This is a genomic window from Enterobacter sp. 04-C-12-SI-ECC, assembly GCF_047530715.1.
Lineage (GTDB): Bacteria > Pseudomonadota > Gammaproteobacteria > Enterobacterales > Enterobacteriaceae > Enterobacter > Enterobacter bugandensis.
Genome location: NZ_JBLKDI010000003.1, coordinates 54,714 through 74,617 on the forward strand (window position 1 = coordinate 54,714; position 19,904 = coordinate 74,617).

Sequence of the window (19,904 nt, forward strand, 5' to 3'; positions counted from 1 at the left end):
ATAAGGAATAAAAAATGACGCAATTTGCTTTTGTGTTCCCGGGCCAGGGTTCTCAAACCGTTGGGATGTTGTCTGAAATGGCAGCAAACTACCCGGTCATTGAAGAGACTTTTCGTGAAGCTTCTGATGCGCTGGGTTATGATCTGTGGGCGCTGACCCAACAGGGTCCAGCCGAAGAGCTGAACAAAACCTGGCAAACTCAGCCAGCGTTGCTGACTGCGTCTGTTGCGCTGTGGCGCGTATGGCAGCAGCAGGGCGGTAAAGCGCCAGCGCTGCTCGCGGGCCATAGCCTGGGTGAATACTCTGCGCTGGTGTGCGCCGGTGTGATTGCGTTTGCTGACGCGGTGCGCCTGGTAGAACTGCGCGGTAAATTCATGCAGGAAGCGGTGCCAGAAGGAATGGGTGGCATGTCTGCCATTATTGGTCTGGATGATGCCGCGATTGCAAAAGCGTGTGAAGAATCTGCTGAAGGGCAGGTGGTTTCTCCGGTTAACTTCAACTCGCCGGGCCAGGTTGTTATTGCTGGTCATAAAGAAGCCGTTGAACGTGCCGGTGCTGCCTGTAAAGCCGCGGGCGCCAAACGCGCACTGCCGCTGCCGGTCAGCGTACCGTCTCACTGCGCACTGATGAAGCCCGCAGCCGAGAAACTGGCGGCTGAGCTGGAAAAAATTACCTTTAACGCACCGACGATTTCCGTTGTGAACAACGTCGATGTGAAATGCGAAACCGCGCCGGAGGCTATCCGTGACGCACTGGTTCGCCAGCTCTATAGCCCGGTACAGTGGACCAAAACCGTTGAGTTTATGGCCTCTCAGGGCGTTGAGCACCTTTATGAAGTCGGTCCTGGTAAAGTCCTCACCGGTCTGACGAAACGTATTGTTGACACCCTGACTGCCTCGGCGATTAACGAGCCGGAAGCGATGTCAGCGGCACTCTCGCAATAAAAGAGGAATACCATGAGTTTTGAAGGAAAAATTGCCCTGGTTACTGGCGCAAGCCGCGGTATCGGGCGTGCAATTGCTGAAACACTGGTCGCGCGCGGCGCGAAGGTGATTGGTACAGCAACCAGCGAGAATGGCGCTCAGGCCATCAGCGAGTATCTGGGTGCGAACGGTAAAGGTCTGGTACTGAATGTGACCGAACCTGCATCTATCGAATCTGTTCTGGAAAATATTCGCGCAGAGTTTGGTGAAGTGGATATTCTGGTCAATAATGCCGGGATCACTCGCGACAACCTGCTGATGCGAATGAAAGATGATGAGTGGAACGATATTATCGAAACCAACCTGTCATCTGTATTCCGTCTGTCAAAAGCGGTAATGCGCGCTATGATGAAAAAGCGTCATGGTCGTATTATCACTGTTGGTTCTGTGGTTGGTACCATGGGAAATGCTGGTCAGGCTAACTACGCTGCGGCGAAAGCAGGTCTGATCGGTTTCAGTAAGTCGCTGGCGCGTGAAGTCGCGTCCCGCGGGATTACTGTAAACGTTGTTGCTCCGGGCTTTATTGAAACGGACATGACGCGTGCGCTGACTGATGATCAGCGTGCGGGTACGCTGGCGGCAGTTCCGGCGGGTCGTCTTGGCGACCCTAAAGAAATCGCCAGTGCGGTTGCATTTTTAGCCTCTGACGAAGCGGGTTACATCACTGGTGAGACCCTCCACGTCAACGGCGGGATGTACATGGTTTAATCACGATCGAAAATATTTGCGTTATTAGGGCAAATGGCCTCAAAATAACGTAAAATCGTGGTAAGACCTGCCGGGATTTAGTTGCAAATTTTTCAACATTTTATACACTACGAAAACCATCGCGAAAGCGAGTTTTGATAGGAAATTTAAGAGTATGAGCACTATCGAAGAACGCGTTAAGAAAATTATCGGCGAACAGCTGGGCGTTAAGCAGGAAGAAGTTGTGAACTCCGCTTCCTTCGTTGAAGACCTGGGCGCAGATTCTCTTGACACCGTTGAGCTGGTAATGGCTCTGGAAGAAGAGTTTGATACTGAGATTCCGGACGAAGAAGCTGAGAAAATCACCACCGTTCAGGCTGCCATTGATTACATCAACGGCCACCAGGCGTAAGTGAACATCTCCAGGCGGTCATTCGACCGCCTGAGTTTTATCTTTTTTAGTCCCACGTATCTCTTTTTTTATCCCTCCCTGGAGGACAAACGTGTCTAAGCGTCGTGTAGTTGTGACCGGACTTGGCATGTTGTCTCCTGTCGGCAATACCGTAGAGTCCACCTGGAAAGCTCTCCTTGCCGGTCAGAGCGGCATCAGCCTAATCGACCATTTCGATACTAGCGCCTATGCAACGAAATTTGCTGGCTTAGTAAAGGATTTTAACTGTGAAGAGATCATCTCGCGCAAAGAACAGCGCAAGATGGATGCCTTCATTCAATATGGAATTGTCGCTGGCGTTCAGGCCATGCAGGATTCTGGCCTTGAGATTACGGAAGAGAACGCAACCCGTATCGGCGCCGCTATCGGCTCCGGAATTGGTGGTCTTGGCCTGATCGAGGAAAACCATACATCGCTGATGAATGGCGGACCGCGTAAGATCAGCCCGTTCTTCGTTCCGTCCACGATTGTTAACATGGTGGCAGGTCACCTGACCATTATGTTCGGCCTGCGTGGGCCAAGCATCTCTATCGCTACCGCGTGTACGTCTGGCGTACATAACATCGGCCAGGCCGCGCGTATCATTGCGTACGGCGATGCAGATGCTATGGTTGCGGGCGGTGCTGAAAAAGCCAGTACCCCACTGGGTGTTGGTGGTTTCGGCGCAGCGCGTGCGCTCTCTACCCGTAACGATAACCCTCAGGCGGCGAGCCGTCCGTGGGATAAAGACCGCGATGGTTTCGTGCTGGGTGACGGCGCAGGTATGCTCGTACTGGAAGAGTACGAACATGCGAAAAAACGTGGCGCGAAAATTTATGCTGAAGTCGTTGGCTTCGGGATGAGCAGCGATGCGTATCACATGACGTCTCCTCCGGAGAACGGTGCGGGTGCTGCGCTGGCGATGGAAAATGCGATCCGTGATGCGGGTATTACCCCTGCACAGATTGGCTACGTTAACGCGCACGGCACTTCTACGCCTGCAGGCGATAAAGCAGAAGCGCAGGCGGTTAAGTCTATCTTCGGCGAGGCTGCCAGCCGCGTAATGGTCAGTTCCACGAAATCCATGACCGGTCACCTGCTGGGTGCGGCGGGTGCAGTAGAGTCAATCTACTCTATCCTTGCGCTGCGCGATCAGGCTGTGCCGCCAACCATCAACCTGGATAACCCGGATGAAGGTTGCGATCTGGACTTCGTTCCGCACGAAGCGCGTCAGGTTAGCGGTATGGAGTACACCCTGTGTAACTCCTTCGGCTTTGGCGGCACGAATGGTTCTCTGATCTTCAAAAAGGTCTGAGCCTGACTGCCTGAAAGCTATAAAAAAAAGGTCCGCTTGGCGGGCCTTTTTTATTAGGGAAAATCCCCTTGTCCGGCTTTTAACATCCTGCCAGACTGAGCCTTCACGCATAAGGAGACACCATGTTTCTCATTAATGGCCTTGAGCAAGAAACACTGCCGGCAAGCGACAGGGCAATCCAGTTTGGCGATGGCTGTTTCACCACTGCGCGTATTCTTGACGGTGAGGTGAGCCTGCTTGACGCCCATATCCGTCGTTTACAAAAAGCCTGCGAGAAATTGCTGATTCCCTTCATGCAGTGGGACATTCTCGAGCGCGAGATGCGCCGGCTGGCGTCAGGTAATACAAACGGCGTTTTAAAAGTTATTCTTAGCCGCGGCAGCGGCGGGCGAGGGTACAGCGGTTCCGCCTGTCAGCATCCCACGCGTATTCTTTCCGTATCAGCGTATCCTGCTCACTATGCGCGCTGGCGTGAGGAGGGGATAACGCTGACGCTGAGCCCGGTACGGCTGGGGCGAAACCCTATGCTCGCCGGAATAAAACATCTTAACCGCCTTGAACAGGTGCTTATTCGTACTCATCTTGAACAGACGGACGCCGATGAGGCGCTAGTCCTTGACAGCGAAGGGTTCATTACGGAATGCTGTGCGGCTAATTTACTCTGGCGGAAGGGCCGTGAGGTCTTCACCCCTTCGCTGGAGCAGGCTGGGGTTAACGGCATCATGCGCCAGTTTTGTTTGCAACAGCTGGCACATGCAGGCTTTCGCGTTGTCGAAGTAAACGCGAAGGAAGAGGCGCTGCTGTCCGCCGATGAAGTTGTGATCTGCAATGCGCTGATGCCTGTTATACCCGTTCGGGCGTATGGTCAACAGCGCTGGTCTTCGCGAGAGCTCTTTACGTTTTTAGCCCCGATATGTGAGCAAATCAAAAAGTCATGAAGAAAATGTTGCGCTTTGTCCTTCTCCTGATTGTTGCGCTGGGTATTGCCGGCGGAGCGGGAGTATGGAAGGTTCGCCAGCTGGCGGACAGTAAAATCCTGATTAAAGACGAGACGATTTTTACCCTGAAAGCCGGTACCGGGCGGATGGCGCTGGGCGAGCAGCTTTACGGGGATAAAATCATCAACCGTCCACGCGTGTTCCAGTGGTTATTGCGTATCGAGCCTGAACTGTCTCACTTCAAGGCTGGTACCTATCGCTTTACGCCCGGCATGACCGTCAGAGAGATGCTGCAGCTGTTGGAAAGCGGTAAAGAGGCACAGTTCCCGCTGCGCTTTGTTGAAGGGATGCGCTTAAGCGATTACCTCAAGCAGCTGCGTGATGCGCCTTACATCAAGCACACGCTCAAAGACGATCGCTATGAGACGGTCGCCGAGGAGCTGAAATTTGAACATCCTGAGTGGGTGGAAGGCTGGTTCTGGCCAGACACCTGGATGTATACGGCGGGCACGACCGATGTGGCGATTCTTAAACGGGCACACAAAAAGATGGTTGAGGCAGTTGATTCTGCCTGGGAAGGGCGCATGGACGGGCTGCCTTATCAAGATCAAAACCAGTTTGTGACAATGGCCTCGATCATTGAGAAAGAGACGGCCGTGGCGGCCGAGCGCGACCGGGTCGCGTCGGTATTTATCAACCGCCTGCGCATCGGCATGCGTCTGCAAACCGACCCGACCGTCATCTACGGCATGGGCGAGAGCTATGCCGGCAAGATCTCCAGAAAAGATCTGGAGACGCCAACGGCGTATAATACCTACGTGATTAACGGCTTGCCGCCGGGCCCGATAGCCACGCCGAGCGAGGCTTCGCTCAAAGCCGCCGCGCACCCGGCCAAAACACCGTACCTCTATTTTGTGGCTGATGGGAAAGGGGGGCATACCTTTAACACCAACCTTGCCAGCCATAATCGCTCTGTTCAGGACTATCTGAAGGCACTTAAGGAAAAAAATGCGCAGTAAATACATTGTCATTGAGGGACTCGAAGGGGCGGGTAAAACCACCGCCCGTAACGTGGTAGTGGATACGCTGAAATCGCTTGGCGTCGCTGACATGGTCTTTACCCGCGAGCCGGGCGGTACTCAGCTGGCGGAGAAACTGCGCAGCCTGGTGCTGGATATTAAATCCGTTGGCGACGAGGTTATTACTGACAAAGCCGAAGTGCTGATGTTCTATGCGGCGCGCGTCCAGCTGGTTGAGACCGTGATTAAACCTGCGCTGGCCGACGGCAAGTGGGTGATCGGCGACCGTCACGATCTGTCGACTCAGGCCTATCAGGGCGGCGGACGCGGTATTGACCAGGCGATGCTGGCAACCCTTCGCGATGCCGTGCTGGGGGATTTTCGCCCGGACCTGACCCTCTACCTGGATGTGACCCCGGAAGTGGGTCTCAGGCGCGCCCGCGCGCGCGGCGAACTGGACCGCATTGAGCAAGAGTCTTTCGATTTCTTTAACCGCACGCGCGCACGCTATCTTGAGCTGGCCGCACGGGACAGCGCAATTCGTACCATTGATGCCACGCAATCTCTGGACGACGTCACGCGCGATATTCAACAGACCGTTACGCAGTGGCTACAGGAGCAGCAGGCATGAAATGGTATCCATGGTTGCGCCCGCACTTTGAACAGCTGATCGCCAGCTATCAGGCCGGTCGGGGGCATCATGCGTTACTGATTCAGGCGTTGCCGGGAATGGGGGATGATGCGTTGATCTACGCCATCACTCGTTTTCTGATGTGCCAGCAGCCGGAAGGGCATAAAAGCTGCGGTAAATGCCGCGGCTGCCAGCTGATGCAGGCTGGCACGCATCCTGACTATTACACGCTTGAGCCTGAGAAGGGCAAAAGCGCGCTTGGCATTGATGCCGTGCGTGAAGTCAGCGAGAAACTGTACGAACATGCGCGTCTGGGCGGGGCAAAAGTGGTCTGGCTCAACGACGCTGCGTTGCTTACCGAGGCGGCGGCGAACGCGCTGCTTAAAACACTGGAAGAGCCGCCGGAAAAGACGTGGTTTTTCCTTTCCTGCCGGGACCCGGGACGTTTACTGGCGACGCTTCGCAGCCGTTGTCGTCTCCATCATCTGGCGGTACCTCAGGAATCGTGGGCGTTAAGCTGGCTTGAGCGAGAGGTGACAACGTCACAGGAGAGTGCGTTGTCTGCGCTGCGCCTCAGCAGCGGCGCCCCCGCGGCGGCGCTGGCATTACTACAGCCTGACGTCTGGTCGCAGCGAGAAGCGCTCTGCCGGGCCGTTGAGGCTTCACTTAACAACCAGGACTGGCTGAGTTTACTGCCTGCGCTGAATAGCGATCGGGCCGTCGAGCGTCTGCACTGGCTGGCCTCCTTATTGCTCGATGCGCTAAAAATCCAGCAAGGGGCTACGCTGCTGACTAACCCGGACGCGTGGCCCCTGGTGAACATGCTGGCAAGCCGCCTTACAGGCGCGTCTCTGCACGCTATCCTTCATGATGTTTGCGAGAGCCGCGAACAGCTTTTAACCGTGACGGGTCTTAATCGCGAGCTTTTGCTGACCGACCAGTTACTGCGTATTGAACACTACCTGCAACCGGGCGTTACGCCGCCTGTTTCCCATCTCTGAGAGAGACATTATGTTTTTAGTCGACTCACACTGCCATCTTGATGGCCTGGATTATCAATCCCTGCACAACGACGTGGATGACGTGCTGGCAAAAGCCGCTGCCCGCGATGTGAAATTTTGTCTTGCGGTGGCGACGACGCTGCCAGGGTATCGCTCAATGCGTGAGCTGGTGGGCGATCGCGATAACGTGGTGTTCTCCTGCGGCGTTCATCCGCTGAACCAGGACGAAGAGTATGACGTAGAAGAGCTGCGACGACTGGCAGCAGAAGCGGGCGTCGTGGCGATGGGTGAAACCGGGCTGGACTATTTTTACACGCCGGAAACGAAAGCGCGCCAGCAGGCGTCTTTCCGCAACCATATCCGCATCGGCCGCGAACTGAATAAACCGGTCATCGTACATACGCGCGATGCGCGCGCCGATACGCTGGCGATCCTCCGGGAAGAAAACGTGACGGATTGCGGTGGCGTACTACACTGTTTCACAGAAGACAGAGAAACGGCGGGTAAACTGCTTGATTTGGGGTTTTATATTTCGTTTTCCGGGATCGTGACGTTCCGTAACGCTGAGCAGCTCCGTGATGCTGCGCGCTATGTCCCGCTCGATCGCATTCTGGTGGAAACAGACTCTCCGTATCTGGCGCCGGTACCGCATCGCGGTAAAGAGAACCAGCCGGCCATGACGCGAGACGTCGCAGAGTACATGGCCGTGCTTAAAGGCGTCAGTATCGAAGAGCTGGCCCGCGTCACGACGCAAAACTTCTCTGCGCTGTTCCATATCGACCCCGCCCGCCTGCAATCCGTCTGATAAGCCTGTTTTTTTTAGGCTCGTAATTAATAAATAAAACGAGTAAAGTTCACCGCCTCATTTGGGGCGGTGACGGTGTTCTTAGAAACATCCAGACATGCTTTTTGTAAATTACTGAAAGTTTTTCGACCGTCTTAAGCTGAAACGTGATAGCCGTCAAACAAACTCAGAGGGAATTATTTTACTCTGTGTAATAAATAAAGGGCGCTTAGATGTCCTGTCCACGGCACGGTACTCCCCCCGGGCCAATGCGTGAAAGCGTAAAAAAAGCACAAATACTCAGGAGCACTCTCAATTATGTTTAAGAATGCATTTGCTAACCTGCAAAAGGTCGGTAAATCGCTGATGCTGCCAGTATCCGTACTGCCTATCGCAGGTATCCTGCTGGGTGTCGGTTCTGCTAACTTCAGCTGGCTGCCAGCCGTAGTTTCCCATGTGATGGCTGAAGCAGGCGGTTCCGTCTTTGCTAACATGCCTCTGATCTTCGCTATCGGTGTGGCGCTGGGCTTCACCAATAACGACGGCGTTTCTGCGCTGGCTGCAGTGGTTGCTTACGGCATCATGGTGAAAACCATGGCTGTGGTTGCGCCGCTGGTTCTGCATTTACCGGCAGAAGAGATTGCCGCGAAACACCTGGCAGATACCGGTGTTCTGGGCGGTATCATCTCCGGTGCGATTGCAGCGTATATGTTCAACCGCTTCTATCGCATCAAGCTGCCTGAGTATCTGGGCTTCTTCGCGGGCAAGCGTTTTGTTCCGATCATCTCTGGTCTGGCAGCGATTTTCACTGGCGTGATCCTCTCCTTCATCTGGCCACCAATCGGTTCCGCTATCCAGACCTTCTCTCAGTGGGCTGCTTACCAGAACCCGGTTGTCGCGTTCGGTATCTACGGCTTCATCGAGCGTTGCCTGGTGCCATTCGGTCTGCACCACATCTGGAACGTTCCATTCCAGATGCAGATTGGTGAATTCACCAACGCAGCAGGTCAGGTGTTCCACGGCGATATCCCACGTTACATGGCGGGTGACCCAACTGCAGGTAAACTGTCTGGTGGCTTCCTGTTCAAAATGTACGGCCTGCCGGCTGCTGCGATTGCAATCTGGCACTCTGCTAAGCCAGAAAACCGTGCAAAAGTGGGCGGTATCATGATCTCCGCGGCGCTGACCTCGTTCCTGACCGGTATCACCGAGCCGATCGAGTTCTCCTTCATGTTCGTTGCGCCAATCCTGTACATCATCCACGCTGTACTGGCTGGCCTGGCGTTCCCAATCTGTATCCTGCTGGGTATGCGTGACGGTACGTCCTTCTCTCACGGCCTGATCGACTTCATCGTTCTGTCCGGTAACAGCAGCAAGCTGTGGCTGTTCCCAATCGTGGGTGCGTGCTACGCCGTTGTTTACTACACCATCTTCCGCGTGCTGATCAAAGCACTGGACCTGAAAACTCCGGGTCGTGAAGATGCAACTGAAGACAGCAAAGCAGGCGCGACCAGCGAAATGGCTCCGGCACTGGTTGCTGCGTTCGGCGGTAAAGAGAACATCACTAACCTGGACGCGTGCATCACTCGTCTGCGTGTGAGCGTTGCCGACGTTGCGAAAGTGGACCAGCCGGGTCTGAAAAAACTGGGTGCAGCGGGCGTGGTTGTTGCAGGTTCGGGCGTTCAGGCTATCTTCGGTACTAAATCCGATAACCTGAAAACCGAAATGGATGAGTACATCCGCAACAGCTAAGCTGTGACCTGGGGAGACTAAGGCAGCCGAATGGCTGCCTTTTTTATTGCTGTGGTTTGTGGTGCCAACACTCAGAAGTCGTAGCTTGCGCTCACCGAGACGTTCAGCGGTGCGCCATAAACCACGTAAGAGCCGACGTAATCGTAATACTCTTTGTCGAACACGTTGTTGACGTTCGCCTGAATAGCAAAATCTTTGGTGACCTGATAGCGGCTGAACAGATTAACCAGTCCGTAGCTGCCTTGCTCTGCGCGGGATTGTCCCGCCGGGCCACCGTCCACATCCGTCCAAACTTTGTTCTGCCAGTTTACGCCACCGCCCACCGTCAGCGCCGGCAGCATTGGCAGCTGATAACGGGTAAACAGCTTCATTGTCGTGCGCGGCTGATCGGAACTGACAGCGCTGCCGTTCTTATCTTCCGCAATGTAGCGGGTCGCGCCGAACGTCAGCTGCCAGTTATCGGTCAGGGCGCCGTTCAGCTCGAACTCAATCCCTTTGCTGACCACGCCGTCCAGCGATTCATAAATCGACTCACCGCTCGGCATGTAGGTATAGGTGTTGCTCGCCACGTTATCCTGCTCGATGCGGAAAATCGCCAGCGAGGTGGTCAGACGGGTATTAAACCAGTCTGCTTTAACACCGGCTTCGTAGCTTTTGCCCGTGGTTGGATCGAGATAACGTCCGCTGGCGTCGCGCTTGTCCTGCGGCTGGAAGATGGAGGTATAGCTGACGTAGGTCGACCAGTCTTCGTTGATATCGTAGACCAGGCCCGCGTAAGGCGTTACGTCATCTTCAGTGCTTTCCAGTCGGGTGTCAGGAGAGCCCGCCGGGTTATAGCGAATGTTGTAGTTGGTGTAGCGCGCCCCGAGGATCAGGTGCAGCGGGTCAGCCAGCGAGAAGCGGGCGGAGGTGTACGCTGAGGACTGGCGAATGTCATCCTGGCTGTAGAGCTTCCACGGCGTCCACTGCGGATCGGCGATATTTCCGTTCCAGTTTTTGAAATTCCCCACGTCCACCATGCCGTACAGCGCATCCGGCATTCTGTTGTCATAGTGGTTGCGCTGTCGGCTGAAGCTGCCGCCAAACATCATCTCATGCTGGCGGCCGAAAAGATCGAAGCCGCCGCGCAGGAAGGCATCAACCGCATCCTGTTTGCGTTCACCTCTGTTCCAGCCGCCGTAGCCAACCATGCCCGCCCCGGTCTCTTTTTCCGGATAGCCGGACATATACATCAGCTTGCTGTCGAAGTTGGTCTCCGCGTGCATGCCGTTGACGTGCGCTTCCCAGCCGTTGTCGAAACGCTGGGTCAGGTTAGCGAAGATGCGAGTGCTATCCTTGTCCGAGTAGGCCCAGTCAGGCGCGACGGTCTGGCTGCGATTGTAGTCGGTTTTACTCCCGTCGCTGTACCAGGTCGGCAATCCGCCCCAGGTCGGATCGGCGGTGTGGCTTTCCTGATATTCATACCCTACAGAGAGGGTGGTGCTGTCGGTGACGTCCGCATCCACCACGCCGTAGAGGAACTTCTTCCGGTAGTGGTAGTTATCCACGAAGCTGTCGTTGTCCTGATAGCCCGTAATCAGGCGTCCCCGTACCTTCCCGGACTCTACCAGCGGTGCCTGGAGATCCAGCACGTAGCGCTGTTTGTCCCAGCTGCCGTAGCTGGCCGAGACATTGCCTTTGAACTCATTGCTGTCCGCATGCTTACGCACCATATTGACGTACGCCGCCGGGTTACCGGTGCCGGACATCAGCCCGGTCGCGCCGCGAACCACTTCGATACGGTCGTAAATCGCGGTATCGGCGGCGGTGTCGCCGAAGTTCCACACTTCGCTGATGGAGGTTGGCAGGTCGTCAAAAGCGTAGTTACTGACGAAAAATCCGCGCGAGTAAAATACGGTACGATCGCTGTCCTGCACCTGCGCCGTTACGCCCGTGGTGTTAGTCAACACCTGACCGATGGACTGCAGGTTCTGATCCGCCATGCGCTGTTGGCTAATGACGCTAACGGACTGTGGGATATCGCGGGGAACCAGCAACAGCTTTGTGCCGGTGGTGGTGGTTTTTACGCTGTAATCCCGGTCCTGACTTGCGGAAGGATCCTGCGTATTGTCAAAACCTCCATCCACGACGACGGTGTCTTCGGTTGCTGATGCAGCGAAAGCGGCGGCTGGCGTCAATGCCATAGCAATACAGGCTGCCAGCAACGAAGGCGTTGCGACAGGCTGACGTTGCCCATCCCTGGTGTGATCAATGAAAGACATTATCAAACCCTTATGAACGGTGAAGAGTGTTTGCGTCAGTCCCACAAATACGGTCTGACGTCGTTTTCTATGTTAAAAATGCGCATGAAAATGCAAATGCGAAATATACGCATTGCCATTAATGCTGTAAACAGATGTGTCGTGCGAAACTGAAATAATGTTTCAGCCCGTTAAGGCACGCGAGCGGTCACTCTTCAGTCAGCTGATGAATATTCAGCAAAGAATTCGGGGGAGAAGGTTGAAAGGACAGGAGAAACTCGCTCATACTCTTGAATTGTGTCACACAGTCCTCCAGAGAGTGTGTTAACAGCGGACGCACCTAACAAAAAAGGAAAAGGTCATGGCTGAAGAAACGATTTTCAGTAAAATTATTCGCCGCGAAATCCCGTCGGATATCGTCTATCAGGATGAACTGGTAACGGCTTTCCGGGACATTTCCCCTCAGGCACCGACACACATCCTTATCATTCCTAATATTCTGATTCCGACCGTAAACGACGTAAAAACCGAGCACGAAGTGGCGTTAGGTCGTATGCTGACGGTGGCGGCGAAAATTGCCGAGCAGGAAGGCATAGCGGAAGACGGTTATCGTCTGATCATGAACTGTAATCGTCATGGCGGCCAGGAAGTTTATCATATTCACATGCATCTGCTGGGTGGACGTCCGCTGGGACCGATGCTGGCTCACAAAGGTCTGTAACATGTTTAAAGGGCGTATTGCAGCGCTGGTAATGATGATGATGGTTGTGGGGTGCAGCACGCGTCCGGCGATCCCCGTCAGCGATGAACAGACGCTGGTAATGGAATCCTCCGTGCTGGCTGCGGGCATCACGGCGCAACAGCCCGCACTGACCATCAGTGAAATTAAATCTTCTGCCTCCTCTACGCTCTATAACGAAAGAAATGAACCGGTGACGGTCCACTACCGTTTTTTCTGGTATGACGTAAGAGGTCTTGAGATGCACCCGCTGGAGGCGCCGCGCAGCGTCACTCTTCCGGCAAGGTCGTCGGTAACGCTCTATGACAGCGCCAGCTATCTGGGTGCGCATAAGGTGAGACTTTATCTTTATCTCTAAGGGGTGAACCTTGATTAAAAATATGAGCCGTTATGCGCTCGTGACCGCATTCGCGCTGTTCCTCGCAGGGTGTGTGACCCGTACAGAACAGCCAGCACCTGTGGAAGAGGCAAAGCCGGGTACCGAGCAGCCGACACCGCCAACGCAGACCCAGCCAACCGTGCCGTCTGTACCGTCTATTCCGTCACAGCCTGGCCCGATTGAACATCAGGACCAGACGTCACAACCTGCGCCGCGCGTGCGCCATTACGACTGGAACGGTGCGATGCAGCCGATGGTCGGTAAAATGCTGCAGGCTCAGGGCGTGACGGCAGGCAGCGTGCTGCTGGTCGATAGCGTGAACAACCGTACCAACGGTTCGCTGAACGCGGGCGAAGCGACAGAAACGCTGCGCAATGCACTGGCAAACAACGGTAAGTTTACGCTGGTCTCTGCTCAGCAGCTCGCGTTAGCCAAACAGCAGCTGGGCCTGTCGCCGCAGGATAGCCTCGGCACCCGCAGCAAGGCGATTGGCATTGCCCGCAACGTTGGCGCCCAGTATGTGCTGTACTCTAATGCGACCGGTAACGTGAATACCCCAGCCCTGCAGATGCAGCTGATGCTGGTTCAGACAGGCGAAATTATCTGGTCAGGTAAAGGTGCGGTTACGCAACAATGACACCACGCGTGAAGAGATTCTGACGCGTTATTTTCCACAGTACCGCCTTATCGCGCCGCAGGCCCACTCCGGGCTTAGCGGCGCGAGTTGCATTATAGCGCGGGGCACGCACCGTCTGGTCTTGCGGCAGAACCACGATCCCTTCGCCCCGGCTTTCCAGTTTCGCCGTCAGTTTCGCGCCCTCAAACGGCTTCCGTCGGATCTCGTGCCTGAACCCCGATTTTTCAGCAAGGGCTGGATGGCCGTCGACTATCTGGAGGGGGAGGTAAAAAGCGCGCTGCCGGACACCCCAGCGCTTGCGGCGATGCTGTATCATCTGCACCAGCAACAGCGTCTGGGGTGGCGAATCGCCTTACTTCCACTGCTGGAAAACTACTGGCAACAAGCCTCTCCAGCAAGACGTACCCCAGTGTGGCTTGCGCATCTCAAACGGCTGCGTAAAGCGGGCGAGCCGCAACCGATTCGGCTCTCGCCGTTACATATGGATGTACACGCCGGGAACATCGTACATACGCCACAGGGCGCCAGGCTTATCGACTGGGAATATGCCGGAGACGGCGATGTGGCGCTGGAGCTGGCCGCGGTCTGGACGGAAAGTGAAGCCGCGCGGCAGAAACTCATCAGAGAGTATGCCAGCGTTGCGCACTTTAACGCCGATGCGCTGGCACGCCAGGTGAGACGCTGGCGGCCCTGGGTCATCATGCTGATGGCGGGCTGGTTTGAGATGCGTTTGCAGCAGTCCAGAGATAAACAATTTATTGCGCTGGCAGACGATGCCTGGCGCCAGTTACAAACGAAAGGATAAGAGAGGTGAGTGTGGGTCCAGTCATGTTGGATGTAGAAGGGTTTGAGCTGGATGCGGAGGAGCGTGAAATTCTGGCGCATCCGCTGGTGGGCGGCCTGATCCTGTTTACCCGCAACTATCACGATCCGGCGCAACTGCGTGAACTGGTGCGCCAGATCCGCGCCGCGTCGCGCAATCATCTGGTGGTGGCCGTCGATCAGGAAGGCGGCCGCGTGCAGCGTTTTCGCGACGGTTTTACCCGCCTGCCGGCAGCCCAGTCTTTTGCCGCGCTGCTCGGCACGGAAGAGGGTGGGAAACTGGCGCAGGAAGCCGGCTGGCTGATGGCCAGCGAAATGATTGCCATGGATATCGACATCAGTTTTGCTCCGGTGCTGGACGTGGGCCATATCAGCGCCGCGATTGGCGAGCGCTCCTACCATGAAGATCCGCGTATTGCGCTGGCAATGGCGACCCGGTTTATCGACGGGATGCACGAGGCGGGAATGAAAACCACCGGGAAACACTTCCCGGGCCACGGGGCGGTGACGGCGGATTCCCACAAAGAGACCCCGCGCGACCCGCGTCCGGAAGCGGAAATTCGCGCCAAAGATATGTCGGTGTTCCGCTCGCTTATCACCGATAACAAGCTGGACGCCATTATGCCCGCGCACGTGATTTACAGCGATGTGGATCCGCGTCCTGCCAGCGGCTCCCCGCACTGGCTGAAAACCGTTCTGCGCCAGGAGCTGGGTTTCAACGGCGTCATTTTCTCCGACGATCTGTCGATGGAAGGGGCGGCAATCATGGGCAGCTATGCTGAGCGCGGTCAGGCCTCGCTGGATGCAGGTTGCGATATGATCCTGGTCTGCAATAATCGTAAAGGTGCCGTTAGCGTGTTGGATAACCTGTCACCGATCAATGCAGAGCGTGTTACGCATTTGTATCATAAAGGTTCATTTAGCCGTCAGGAGCTGATGGATTCGGCGCGCTGGAAGTCGGTCAACGCCCGGCTTGAAGACCTGAATGAGCGCTGGCAGGCACATAAAGCCAGCCTGTAAACCCTCCCGGAAGGCGTAGCGTGGTGAGAAGACAATGATCATCTATTTACACGGTTTTGACTCAAACAGTCCTGGTAATCATGAGAAGGTGCTACAGCTGCAGTTTATCGATCCCGATGTACGGCTGATTAGCTACAGCACGCGCCATCCAAAGCATGATATGCAGCATCTGCTCAAAGAGGTGGACAAGATGCTGCAGCTTAACGTCGACGATCGCCCGTTGATTTGCGGCGTGGGGCTGGGCGGCTATTGGGCGGAGCGGATTGGCTTCCTGTGCGACATCCGCCAGGTGGTCTTCAATCCTAACCTTTTCCCGAATGAGAACATGGAAGGCAAAATTGACCGCCCGGAAGAGTATGTCGATATTGCGACCAAGTGCGTGAGCAACTTCCGTGAGAAAAACCGCGATCGCTGTCTGGTGATCCTCTCGCGTAATGATGAAGCACTGAACAGCCATCGGGCCGCAGAGCTGCTGCATCACTATTACGAGATCGTCTGGGACGAAGAGCAGACCCACAAGTTCAAGAACATCTCCCCGCACCTCCAGCGCATCAAAGCCTTTAAAACGCTGGGCTAAACCACAGCCTGCCACTTCAGAAACCCGGTCGCGAACGCGCACCGGGTTTCTTTTTGTCCAGAATTGTCTACTTTTAAGCCATCAAAACTTGATGCATATCAATTTTGGTATGACCAATGCGCCTGACGTGTTATTCTCAATGCACCTGAATGGTTTCAGTGCTGTAACCTGTTGTTAATTAAGGGTTATTTTCATAACTTTTAATTAACAATTGGTTAATAATTTGAGGGGGTCACGTTGACTACGCCATTGAAAAAGATAGTGATTGTAGGCGGTGGTGCTGGCGGGCTGGAGCTGGCCACACAGTTGGGCAAGAAGCTGGGGCGCGGTAAAAAAGCCAAAATCACGCTGGTGGATCGTAACCACAGTCATCTGTGGAAACCGCTGCTGCACGAAGTGGCGACCGGCTCACTGGATGAGGGCGTGGACGCGCTGAGCTATCTGGCGCACGCGCGCAACCATCATTTCCAGTTCCAGCTGGGCTCGGTGGTTGACATCAACCGTGAGAGCAAAACCATTACCCTGGCCGAGCTGCGTGATGAAAAAGGCGAGCTGCTGGTCCCCGAGCGCAAGCTGGCGTATGACACGCTGGTGATGGCGCTCGGAAGTACCTCCAACGACTTCAACACGCCGGGCGTTAAAGAGCACTGTATCTTCCTCGATAACCCGCACCAGGCGCGTCGTTTCCATCAGGAAATGCTGAACCTGTTCCTGAAGTACACCAGCAATCTGGGTGCAAATGGCAAGGTTAACATTGCCATTGTAGGCGGCGGCGCGACAGGCGTTGAGCTGTCCGCAGAGCTGCACAATGCGGTTAAACAGCTGCACAGCTACGGTTACAAAGGGTTAACTAACGAAGCGCTGAACGTGACGCTGGTTGAAGCGGGTGAGCGTATTCTGCCTGCGCTGCCTCCGCGCATTTCCGGCGCAGCGCACAATGAACTGACGAAACTGGGCGTGCGCGTCCTGACGCAGACCATGGTGACCAGCGCTGACGAAGGTGGACTGCACACCAAAGACGGCGAGTACATCAAAGCGGATCTGATGGTCTGGGCGGCAGGTATCAAAGCGCCTGACTTTATGAAAGATATCGGTGGTCTGGAGACGAACCGCATTAACCAGCTGGTCACCGAGCCGACGCTGCAAACCACGCGCGACCCTGAAATCTTCGCTATTGGTGACTGTGCCTCCTGCGCGCGTCCTGAAGGGGGCTTCGTGCCGCCGCGCGCTCAGGCCGCGCACCAGATGGCAAGCCTGGTGCTGCACAACATCCTGGCGCAGTACAAAGGCAAGCCAATGAAGGCGTATGTCTATAAAGACCACGGTTCTCTGGTATCGCTGTCAAACTTCTCTACCGTCGGTAGCCTGATGGGTAACCTGATGCGTGGCTCGATGATGGTGGAAGGGCGCATTGCACGCTTCGTGTATATCTCCCTGTACCGTATGCACCAGATCGCGCTGCACGGTTACTTTAAAACGGGCCTGATGATGCTGGTGGGCAGAATCAACCGCGTCATTCGTCCACGTCTGAAGCTGCACTAATCTTTCACTCCCTCCGGGCCCTCCGGAGGGATTTTTTAGCATATCATGCTGCTCGTCGTGGATTAGGTGCTTAAGAGTTCTCCTAAACGCGATATATCTCTCCCCGATGTCCACTTTTTGATCCTTTGTCTTATTGGCGAAGCCGCGCCTCCATAGCAGAATTGTTACCAATAGCAACAAAGGAGGAAGTCCCGTGAATAAATCAATGTTGGCGGGTATAGGGATCGGTGTCGCAGCTGCGTTAGGTGTGGCTGCTGTTGCCAGTCTCAACGTTTTAGATCGCGGCCCGCAGTATGCGCAGGTGGTTTCTGCAACGCCTATTAAAGAAACCGTAAAAACCCCACGTCAGGAGTGCCGTAACGTCTCCGTAACCCACCGTCGTCCGGTACAGGATGAAAACCGTATTGCCGGCTCTGTTCTGGGTGCGGTAGCGGGTGGGGTGATTGGTCACCAGTTTGGCGGTGGTCGGGGTAAAGATGTCGCGACCGTGGTCGGCGCGCTGGGTGGCGGCTATGCCGGTAACCAGGTGCAGGGCGCAATGCAGGATAACGATACTTACACCACGACCCAGCAGCGCTGTAAAACCGTCTATGACAAGTCGGAAAAAATGCTGGGCTATGACGTGACCTACAAAATTGGCGATCAGCAGGGCAAAATCCGCATGGATAAAGACCCGGGCACCCAAATTCCACTGGATGGAAACGGCCAGCTGGTACTGAATAACAAAGCGTAAAAAAGATGTTCTCTGAACTTAGCTCCTCAAGCGCTCAGGCTGAGGAGCTTTTTTTTGCATCAGATTTTGAGCAGTTCAGGCCACAGGCGAAGCGTGGTGTCGGAAATGTTCTGCAGTTTTTCCAGCGTCGCTCCTTCACGGGCGCTGATCGACATTCCCTGTAAAATACAGCTCAGGTATTGCGCCAGCATCTGAGGCTGGCAGTGCGCGGGAATTTCACCGCGCTGCTGGCGCTGAGCCAGAAATGCGCTGAGCGTCTCCTCCTGCATCGCATGACGGGATTTCACCGTATTGGCAATCTCTTTTGAGGATGCCGCCAGGGTGGCAGAGGTGTTAATCATAAAGCAGCCCGCAGGCGTATCTTTACTGGTGAAGCAGGTGGCAACGGCGGTGAAGTAATCCCGTAGCGCCTGTTCAACGCTTTTCTCTTCACAAAATAGCTGGGCTTCGTGTTTCGCCGCAAAGCGCGAAATGTACCTGTCCAGCACCGCCCTGAACAGCCCCTCTTTATTGGTAAATTCAGCATACAGCGTCGGCGCTTTAGCTCCGGTGGCTTCTACCAGATCGGAAAGCGAGGTCGCTTCATACCCATGTTGCCAGAAGAGAGTCATGGCCTTATCAAGCGCTGCATCCCTGTCAAACACTTTTGGTCGGCCACGGCTTTTCTTCACACAACTCGTGACGTCGGTTGTCATTTGCCGTTGGTCCTCTGTTGGTTTGTTGAATGACCATTATAAAAATAAACGCAACCCACCACCAGTGCAGAATGCTTAAAAATAAATTAATCATATATGTATGAAAAATAACAATTTTAAAATTTAATTAATGCTCGTTATAAAAATGTGTTGACGCGTGAGCTGGATCACATTTATGATTTACCTATCGATCGTTAACTAAATAGCTAACGACCTAAAAATTCATCTGCTAAAGGTAAACATCATGAAAAACGTAAAAACCCTCATCGCTGCTGCTGTTCTGAGTTCACTCTCTTTCGCAAGCTTTGCTGCTGTACAGGTACAGTCCACTCCAGCCGATCAGCATAAAGTCGGGACGATCTCTGCCTCTGCCGGGACTAACCTGGGCTCTCTGGAAGATCAGCTGGCACAAAAAGCGGAAGCAATGGGTGCAAAATCTTACCGCATCACCTCTGTGACCGGTCCTAACACCCTGCACGGCACCGCTGTTATCTACAAATAATCCGCGCATAAACCCTCATTTATGCCACTGCAATAAAAAACGCCCTGCACATGTGCAGTAATGCCGATCGTTTAAGAACACTTGAACGATCCTGCCAGTAAGAAACAATCCGGGTTCAGCCCCTCTGGCCCGGATTTTTTACGTCTGAACTCGATATGGACTTCGTTGCGGATGCTTTCCCGTCCGACTGGATACTTTTTTCCGCTCTCTGGATGCGTCCTGCGAGGGCCGTCTGGTCATAATCTGATGCATCCAACAACGTGGTGTCCACCAAATAAGTGGTGGGTATCAACGTGTCAGATATACGGAAAAATGTGACTCCCGGTAGGCGAAAAGGCTGCCCTGAGTATTCTCCTGAGTTTAAACAGCACCTCGTTGCCGCCTCCTGCGAACCCGGGATACCGGGACGGACTTTATCCTCACAGACTGATGGCAGATAAAATCCCGCTTACGGAAACTGCCTATATTCTTATCCTGC

The 19,904-nt window shown here is 54.7% G+C and carries 21 protein-coding genes; 19 read left to right on the plus strand and 2 right to left on the minus strand.

The features are described 5' to 3' along the window. Positions 1 to 14: 14 nt before the first annotated feature. From fabD to ptsG, 10 genes are all read left to right on the plus strand, one after another. The gene (gene fabD / locus ACMWL8_RS06190; protein ID WP_045261642.1) at positions 15 to 944 is read left to right on the plus strand and encodes an ACP S-malonyltransferase; all 930 of its coding nucleotides are present in this window, start codon (positions 15 to 17) and stop codon (positions 942 to 944) included. A 12-nt stretch (positions 945 to 956) separates the two neighbouring features. Next, positions 957 to 1,691: a 3-oxoacyl-ACP reductase FabG gene (gene fabG, locus ACMWL8_RS06195; protein WP_010429699.1), complete on the plus strand. Its 735-nt coding sequence runs from the start codon at positions 957 to 959 to the stop codon at positions 1,689 to 1,691. Between the two features lie 154 nt (positions 1,692 to 1,845). Next, positions 1,846 to 2,082 (plus strand): acyl carrier protein, encoded by a 237-nt coding sequence (gene acpP, locus ACMWL8_RS06200; RefSeq protein ID WP_003857954.1) that lies wholly within the window; start codon positions 1,846 to 1,848, stop codon positions 2,080 to 2,082. A 91-nt stretch (positions 2,083 to 2,173) separates the two neighbouring features. Beyond that, positions 2,174 to 3,415: a beta-ketoacyl-ACP synthase II gene (gene fabF / locus ACMWL8_RS06205; protein WP_045630098.1), complete on the plus strand. Its 1,242-nt coding sequence runs from the start codon at positions 2,174 to 2,176 to the stop codon at positions 3,413 to 3,415. A gap of 122 nt (positions 3,416 to 3,537) precedes the next feature. Further along, positions 3,538 to 4,353, plus strand: a complete 816-nt coding sequence (pabC, locus tag ACMWL8_RS06210) for an aminodeoxychorismate lyase (RefSeq protein ID WP_045261640.1) — start codon at positions 3,538 to 3,540, stop codon at positions 4,351 to 4,353. Continuing rightward, positions 4,350 to 5,372, plus strand: a complete 1,023-nt coding sequence (gene yceG, locus ACMWL8_RS06215) for a cell division protein YceG (RefSeq protein WP_045261639.1) — start codon at positions 4,350 to 4,352, stop codon at positions 5,370 to 5,372. Before pabC ends, yceG begins: the two co-directional genes overlap by 4 nt. Next, positions 5,362 to 6,003, plus strand: a complete 642-nt coding sequence (tmk, locus tag ACMWL8_RS06220) for a dTMP kinase (protein ID WP_041910511.1) — start codon at positions 5,362 to 5,364, stop codon at positions 6,001 to 6,003. Before yceG ends, tmk begins: the two co-directional genes overlap by 11 nt. Then, positions 6,000 to 7,004 carry a DNA polymerase III subunit delta' gene (holB, locus tag ACMWL8_RS06225; protein WP_045261638.1) on the plus strand — a complete coding sequence of 335 codons (1,005 nt, stop codon included), beginning with the start codon at positions 6,000 to 6,002 and terminating at the stop codon, positions 7,002 to 7,004. Before tmk ends, holB begins: the two co-directional genes overlap by 4 nt. 10 nt (positions 7,005 to 7,014) lie before the next feature. Continuing rightward, positions 7,015 to 7,809 (plus strand): metal-dependent hydrolase, encoded by a 795-nt coding sequence (locus ACMWL8_RS06230; protein ID WP_028012723.1) that lies wholly within the window; start codon positions 7,015 to 7,017, stop codon positions 7,807 to 7,809. A gap of 297 nt (positions 7,810 to 8,106) precedes the next feature. Beyond that, positions 8,107 to 9,540 (plus strand): PTS glucose transporter subunit IIBC, encoded by a 1,434-nt coding sequence (gene ptsG, locus ACMWL8_RS06235; protein WP_028012724.1) that lies wholly within the window; start codon positions 8,107 to 8,109, stop codon positions 9,538 to 9,540. A 71-nt stretch (positions 9,541 to 9,611) separates the two neighbouring features. Here ptsG and fhuE read toward each other — a convergent pair whose 3' ends face one another. After that, positions 9,612 to 11,801: a ferric-rhodotorulic acid/ferric-coprogen receptor FhuE gene (gene fhuE, locus ACMWL8_RS06240; protein WP_045261637.1), complete on the minus strand. Its 2,190-nt coding sequence runs from the start codon at positions 11,799 to 11,801 to the stop codon at positions 9,612 to 9,614. Between the two features lie 340 nt (positions 11,802 to 12,141). Here fhuE and hinT point away from each other — a divergent pair, with 340 nt between their 5' ends. The 8 genes from hinT (at position 12,142) to ACMWL8_RS06280 (ending at position 18,229) form a co-directional block, all read left to right on the plus strand. After that, positions 12,142 to 12,501 (plus strand): purine nucleoside phosphoramidase, encoded by a 360-nt coding sequence (gene hinT, locus ACMWL8_RS06245; protein ID WP_006809243.1) that lies wholly within the window; start codon positions 12,142 to 12,144, stop codon positions 12,499 to 12,501. 1 nt (position 12,502) lies between these two features. Then, positions 12,503 to 12,877: a YcfL family protein gene (locus tag ACMWL8_RS06250; protein ID WP_045261636.1), complete on the plus strand. Its 375-nt coding sequence runs from the start codon at positions 12,503 to 12,505 to the stop codon at positions 12,875 to 12,877. A 13-nt stretch (positions 12,878 to 12,890) separates the two neighbouring features. Continuing rightward, positions 12,891 to 13,535 carry a penicillin-binding protein activator LpoB gene (lpoB, locus tag ACMWL8_RS06255; protein WP_088205017.1) on the plus strand — a complete coding sequence of 215 codons (645 nt, stop codon included), beginning with the start codon at positions 12,891 to 12,893 and terminating at the stop codon, positions 13,533 to 13,535. Beyond that, entirely contained in the window at positions 13,516 to 14,340 is an 825-nt protein-coding gene (thiK, locus tag ACMWL8_RS06260; protein WP_028012728.1) for a thiamine kinase, read from the plus strand. The genes lpoB and thiK overlap by 20 nt, the downstream gene beginning before the upstream one ends. Positions 14,341 to 14,351: 11 nt before the next feature. Then, a complete protein-coding gene (gene nagZ / locus ACMWL8_RS06265) occupies positions 14,352 to 15,377 on the plus strand; it encodes a beta-N-acetylhexosaminidase (RefSeq protein ID WP_045261820.1) in 1,026 nt (341 codons plus the stop codon). A gap of 34 nt (positions 15,378 to 15,411) precedes the next feature. After that, positions 15,412 to 15,954 (plus strand): alpha/beta hydrolase YcfP, encoded by a 543-nt coding sequence (gene ycfP, locus ACMWL8_RS06270; RefSeq protein WP_008500781.1) that lies wholly within the window; start codon positions 15,412 to 15,414, stop codon positions 15,952 to 15,954. A 237-nt stretch (positions 15,955 to 16,191) separates the two neighbouring features. After that, positions 16,192 to 17,496 carry an NAD(P)/FAD-dependent oxidoreductase gene (locus ACMWL8_RS06275; RefSeq protein WP_028012730.1) on the plus strand — a complete coding sequence of 435 codons (1,305 nt, stop codon included), beginning with the start codon at positions 16,192 to 16,194 and terminating at the stop codon, positions 17,494 to 17,496. Positions 17,497 to 17,689: 193 nt separating this feature from the next. Beyond that, a complete protein-coding gene (locus tag ACMWL8_RS06280; protein WP_028012731.1) occupies positions 17,690 to 18,229 on the plus strand; it encodes a glycine zipper 2TM domain-containing protein in 540 nt (179 codons plus the stop codon). Between the two features lie 59 nt (positions 18,230 to 18,288). On the opposite strand, the gene comR is transcribed toward ACMWL8_RS06280, so the two are convergent. Then, positions 18,289 to 18,924 carry a TetR family copper-responsive transcriptional repressor ComR gene (gene comR, locus ACMWL8_RS06285; protein ID WP_045261635.1) on the minus strand — a complete coding sequence of 212 codons (636 nt, stop codon included), beginning with the start codon at positions 18,922 to 18,924 and terminating at the stop codon, positions 18,289 to 18,291. Positions 18,925 to 19,168: 244 nt separating this feature from the next. Between comR and bhsA the strand changes: the two genes are divergently transcribed. Beyond that, positions 19,169 to 19,426, plus strand: a complete 258-nt coding sequence (gene bhsA / locus ACMWL8_RS06290) for a multiple stress resistance protein BhsA (RefSeq protein ID WP_023332711.1) — start codon at positions 19,169 to 19,171, stop codon at positions 19,424 to 19,426. The last annotated feature ends 478 nt before the right edge of the window (positions 19,427 to 19,904 follow it).

Bases quoted from the DNA above. Each gene is read 5' to 3' on its own strand.
- fabD (WP_045261642.1), top strand. From the start codon at position 15: ATGACGCAATTTGCTTTTGTGTTCCCGGGCCAGGGTTCTCAAACCGTT.
- fabG (WP_010429699.1), top strand. From the start codon at position 957: ATGAGTTTTGAAGGAAAAATTGCCCTGGTTACTGGCGCAAGCCGCGGT.
- acpP (WP_003857954.1), top strand. From the start codon at position 1,846: ATGAGCACTATCGAAGAACGCGTTAAGAAAATTATCGGCGAACAGCTG.
- pabC (WP_045261640.1), top strand. From the start codon at position 3,538: ATGTTTCTCATTAATGGCCTTGAGCAAGAAACACTGCCGGCAAGCGAC.
- yceG (WP_045261639.1), top strand. From the start codon at position 4,350: ATGAAGAAAATGTTGCGCTTTGTCCTTCTCCTGATTGTTGCGCTGGGT.
- tmk (WP_041910511.1), top strand. From the start codon at position 5,362: ATGCGCAGTAAATACATTGTCATTGAGGGACTCGAAGGGGCGGGTAAA.
- holB (WP_045261638.1), top strand. From the start codon at position 6,000: ATGAAATGGTATCCATGGTTGCGCCCGCACTTTGAACAGCTGATCGCC.
- ACMWL8_RS06230 (WP_028012723.1), top strand. From the start codon at position 7,015: ATGTTTTTAGTCGACTCACACTGCCATCTTGATGGCCTGGATTATCAA.
- ptsG (WP_028012724.1), top strand. From the start codon at position 8,107: ATGTTTAAGAATGCATTTGCTAACCTGCAAAAGGTCGGTAAATCGCTG.
- fhuE (WP_045261637.1), bottom strand. From the start codon at position 11,801: ATGTCTTTCATTGATCACACCAGGGATGGGCAACGTCAGCCTGTCGCA.
- hinT (WP_006809243.1), top strand. From the start codon at position 12,142: ATGGCTGAAGAAACGATTTTCAGTAAAATTATTCGCCGCGAAATCCCG.
- ACMWL8_RS06250 (WP_045261636.1), top strand. From the start codon at position 12,503: ATGTTTAAAGGGCGTATTGCAGCGCTGGTAATGATGATGATGGTTGTG.
- ycfP (WP_008500781.1), top strand. From the start codon at position 15,412: ATGATCATCTATTTACACGGTTTTGACTCAAACAGTCCTGGTAATCAT.
- comR (WP_045261635.1), bottom strand. From the start codon at position 18,924: ATGACAACCGACGTCACGAGTTGTGTGAAGAAAAGCCGTGGCCGACCA.
- bhsA (WP_023332711.1), top strand. From the start codon at position 19,169: ATGAAAAACGTAAAAACCCTCATCGCTGCTGCTGTTCTGAGTTCACTC.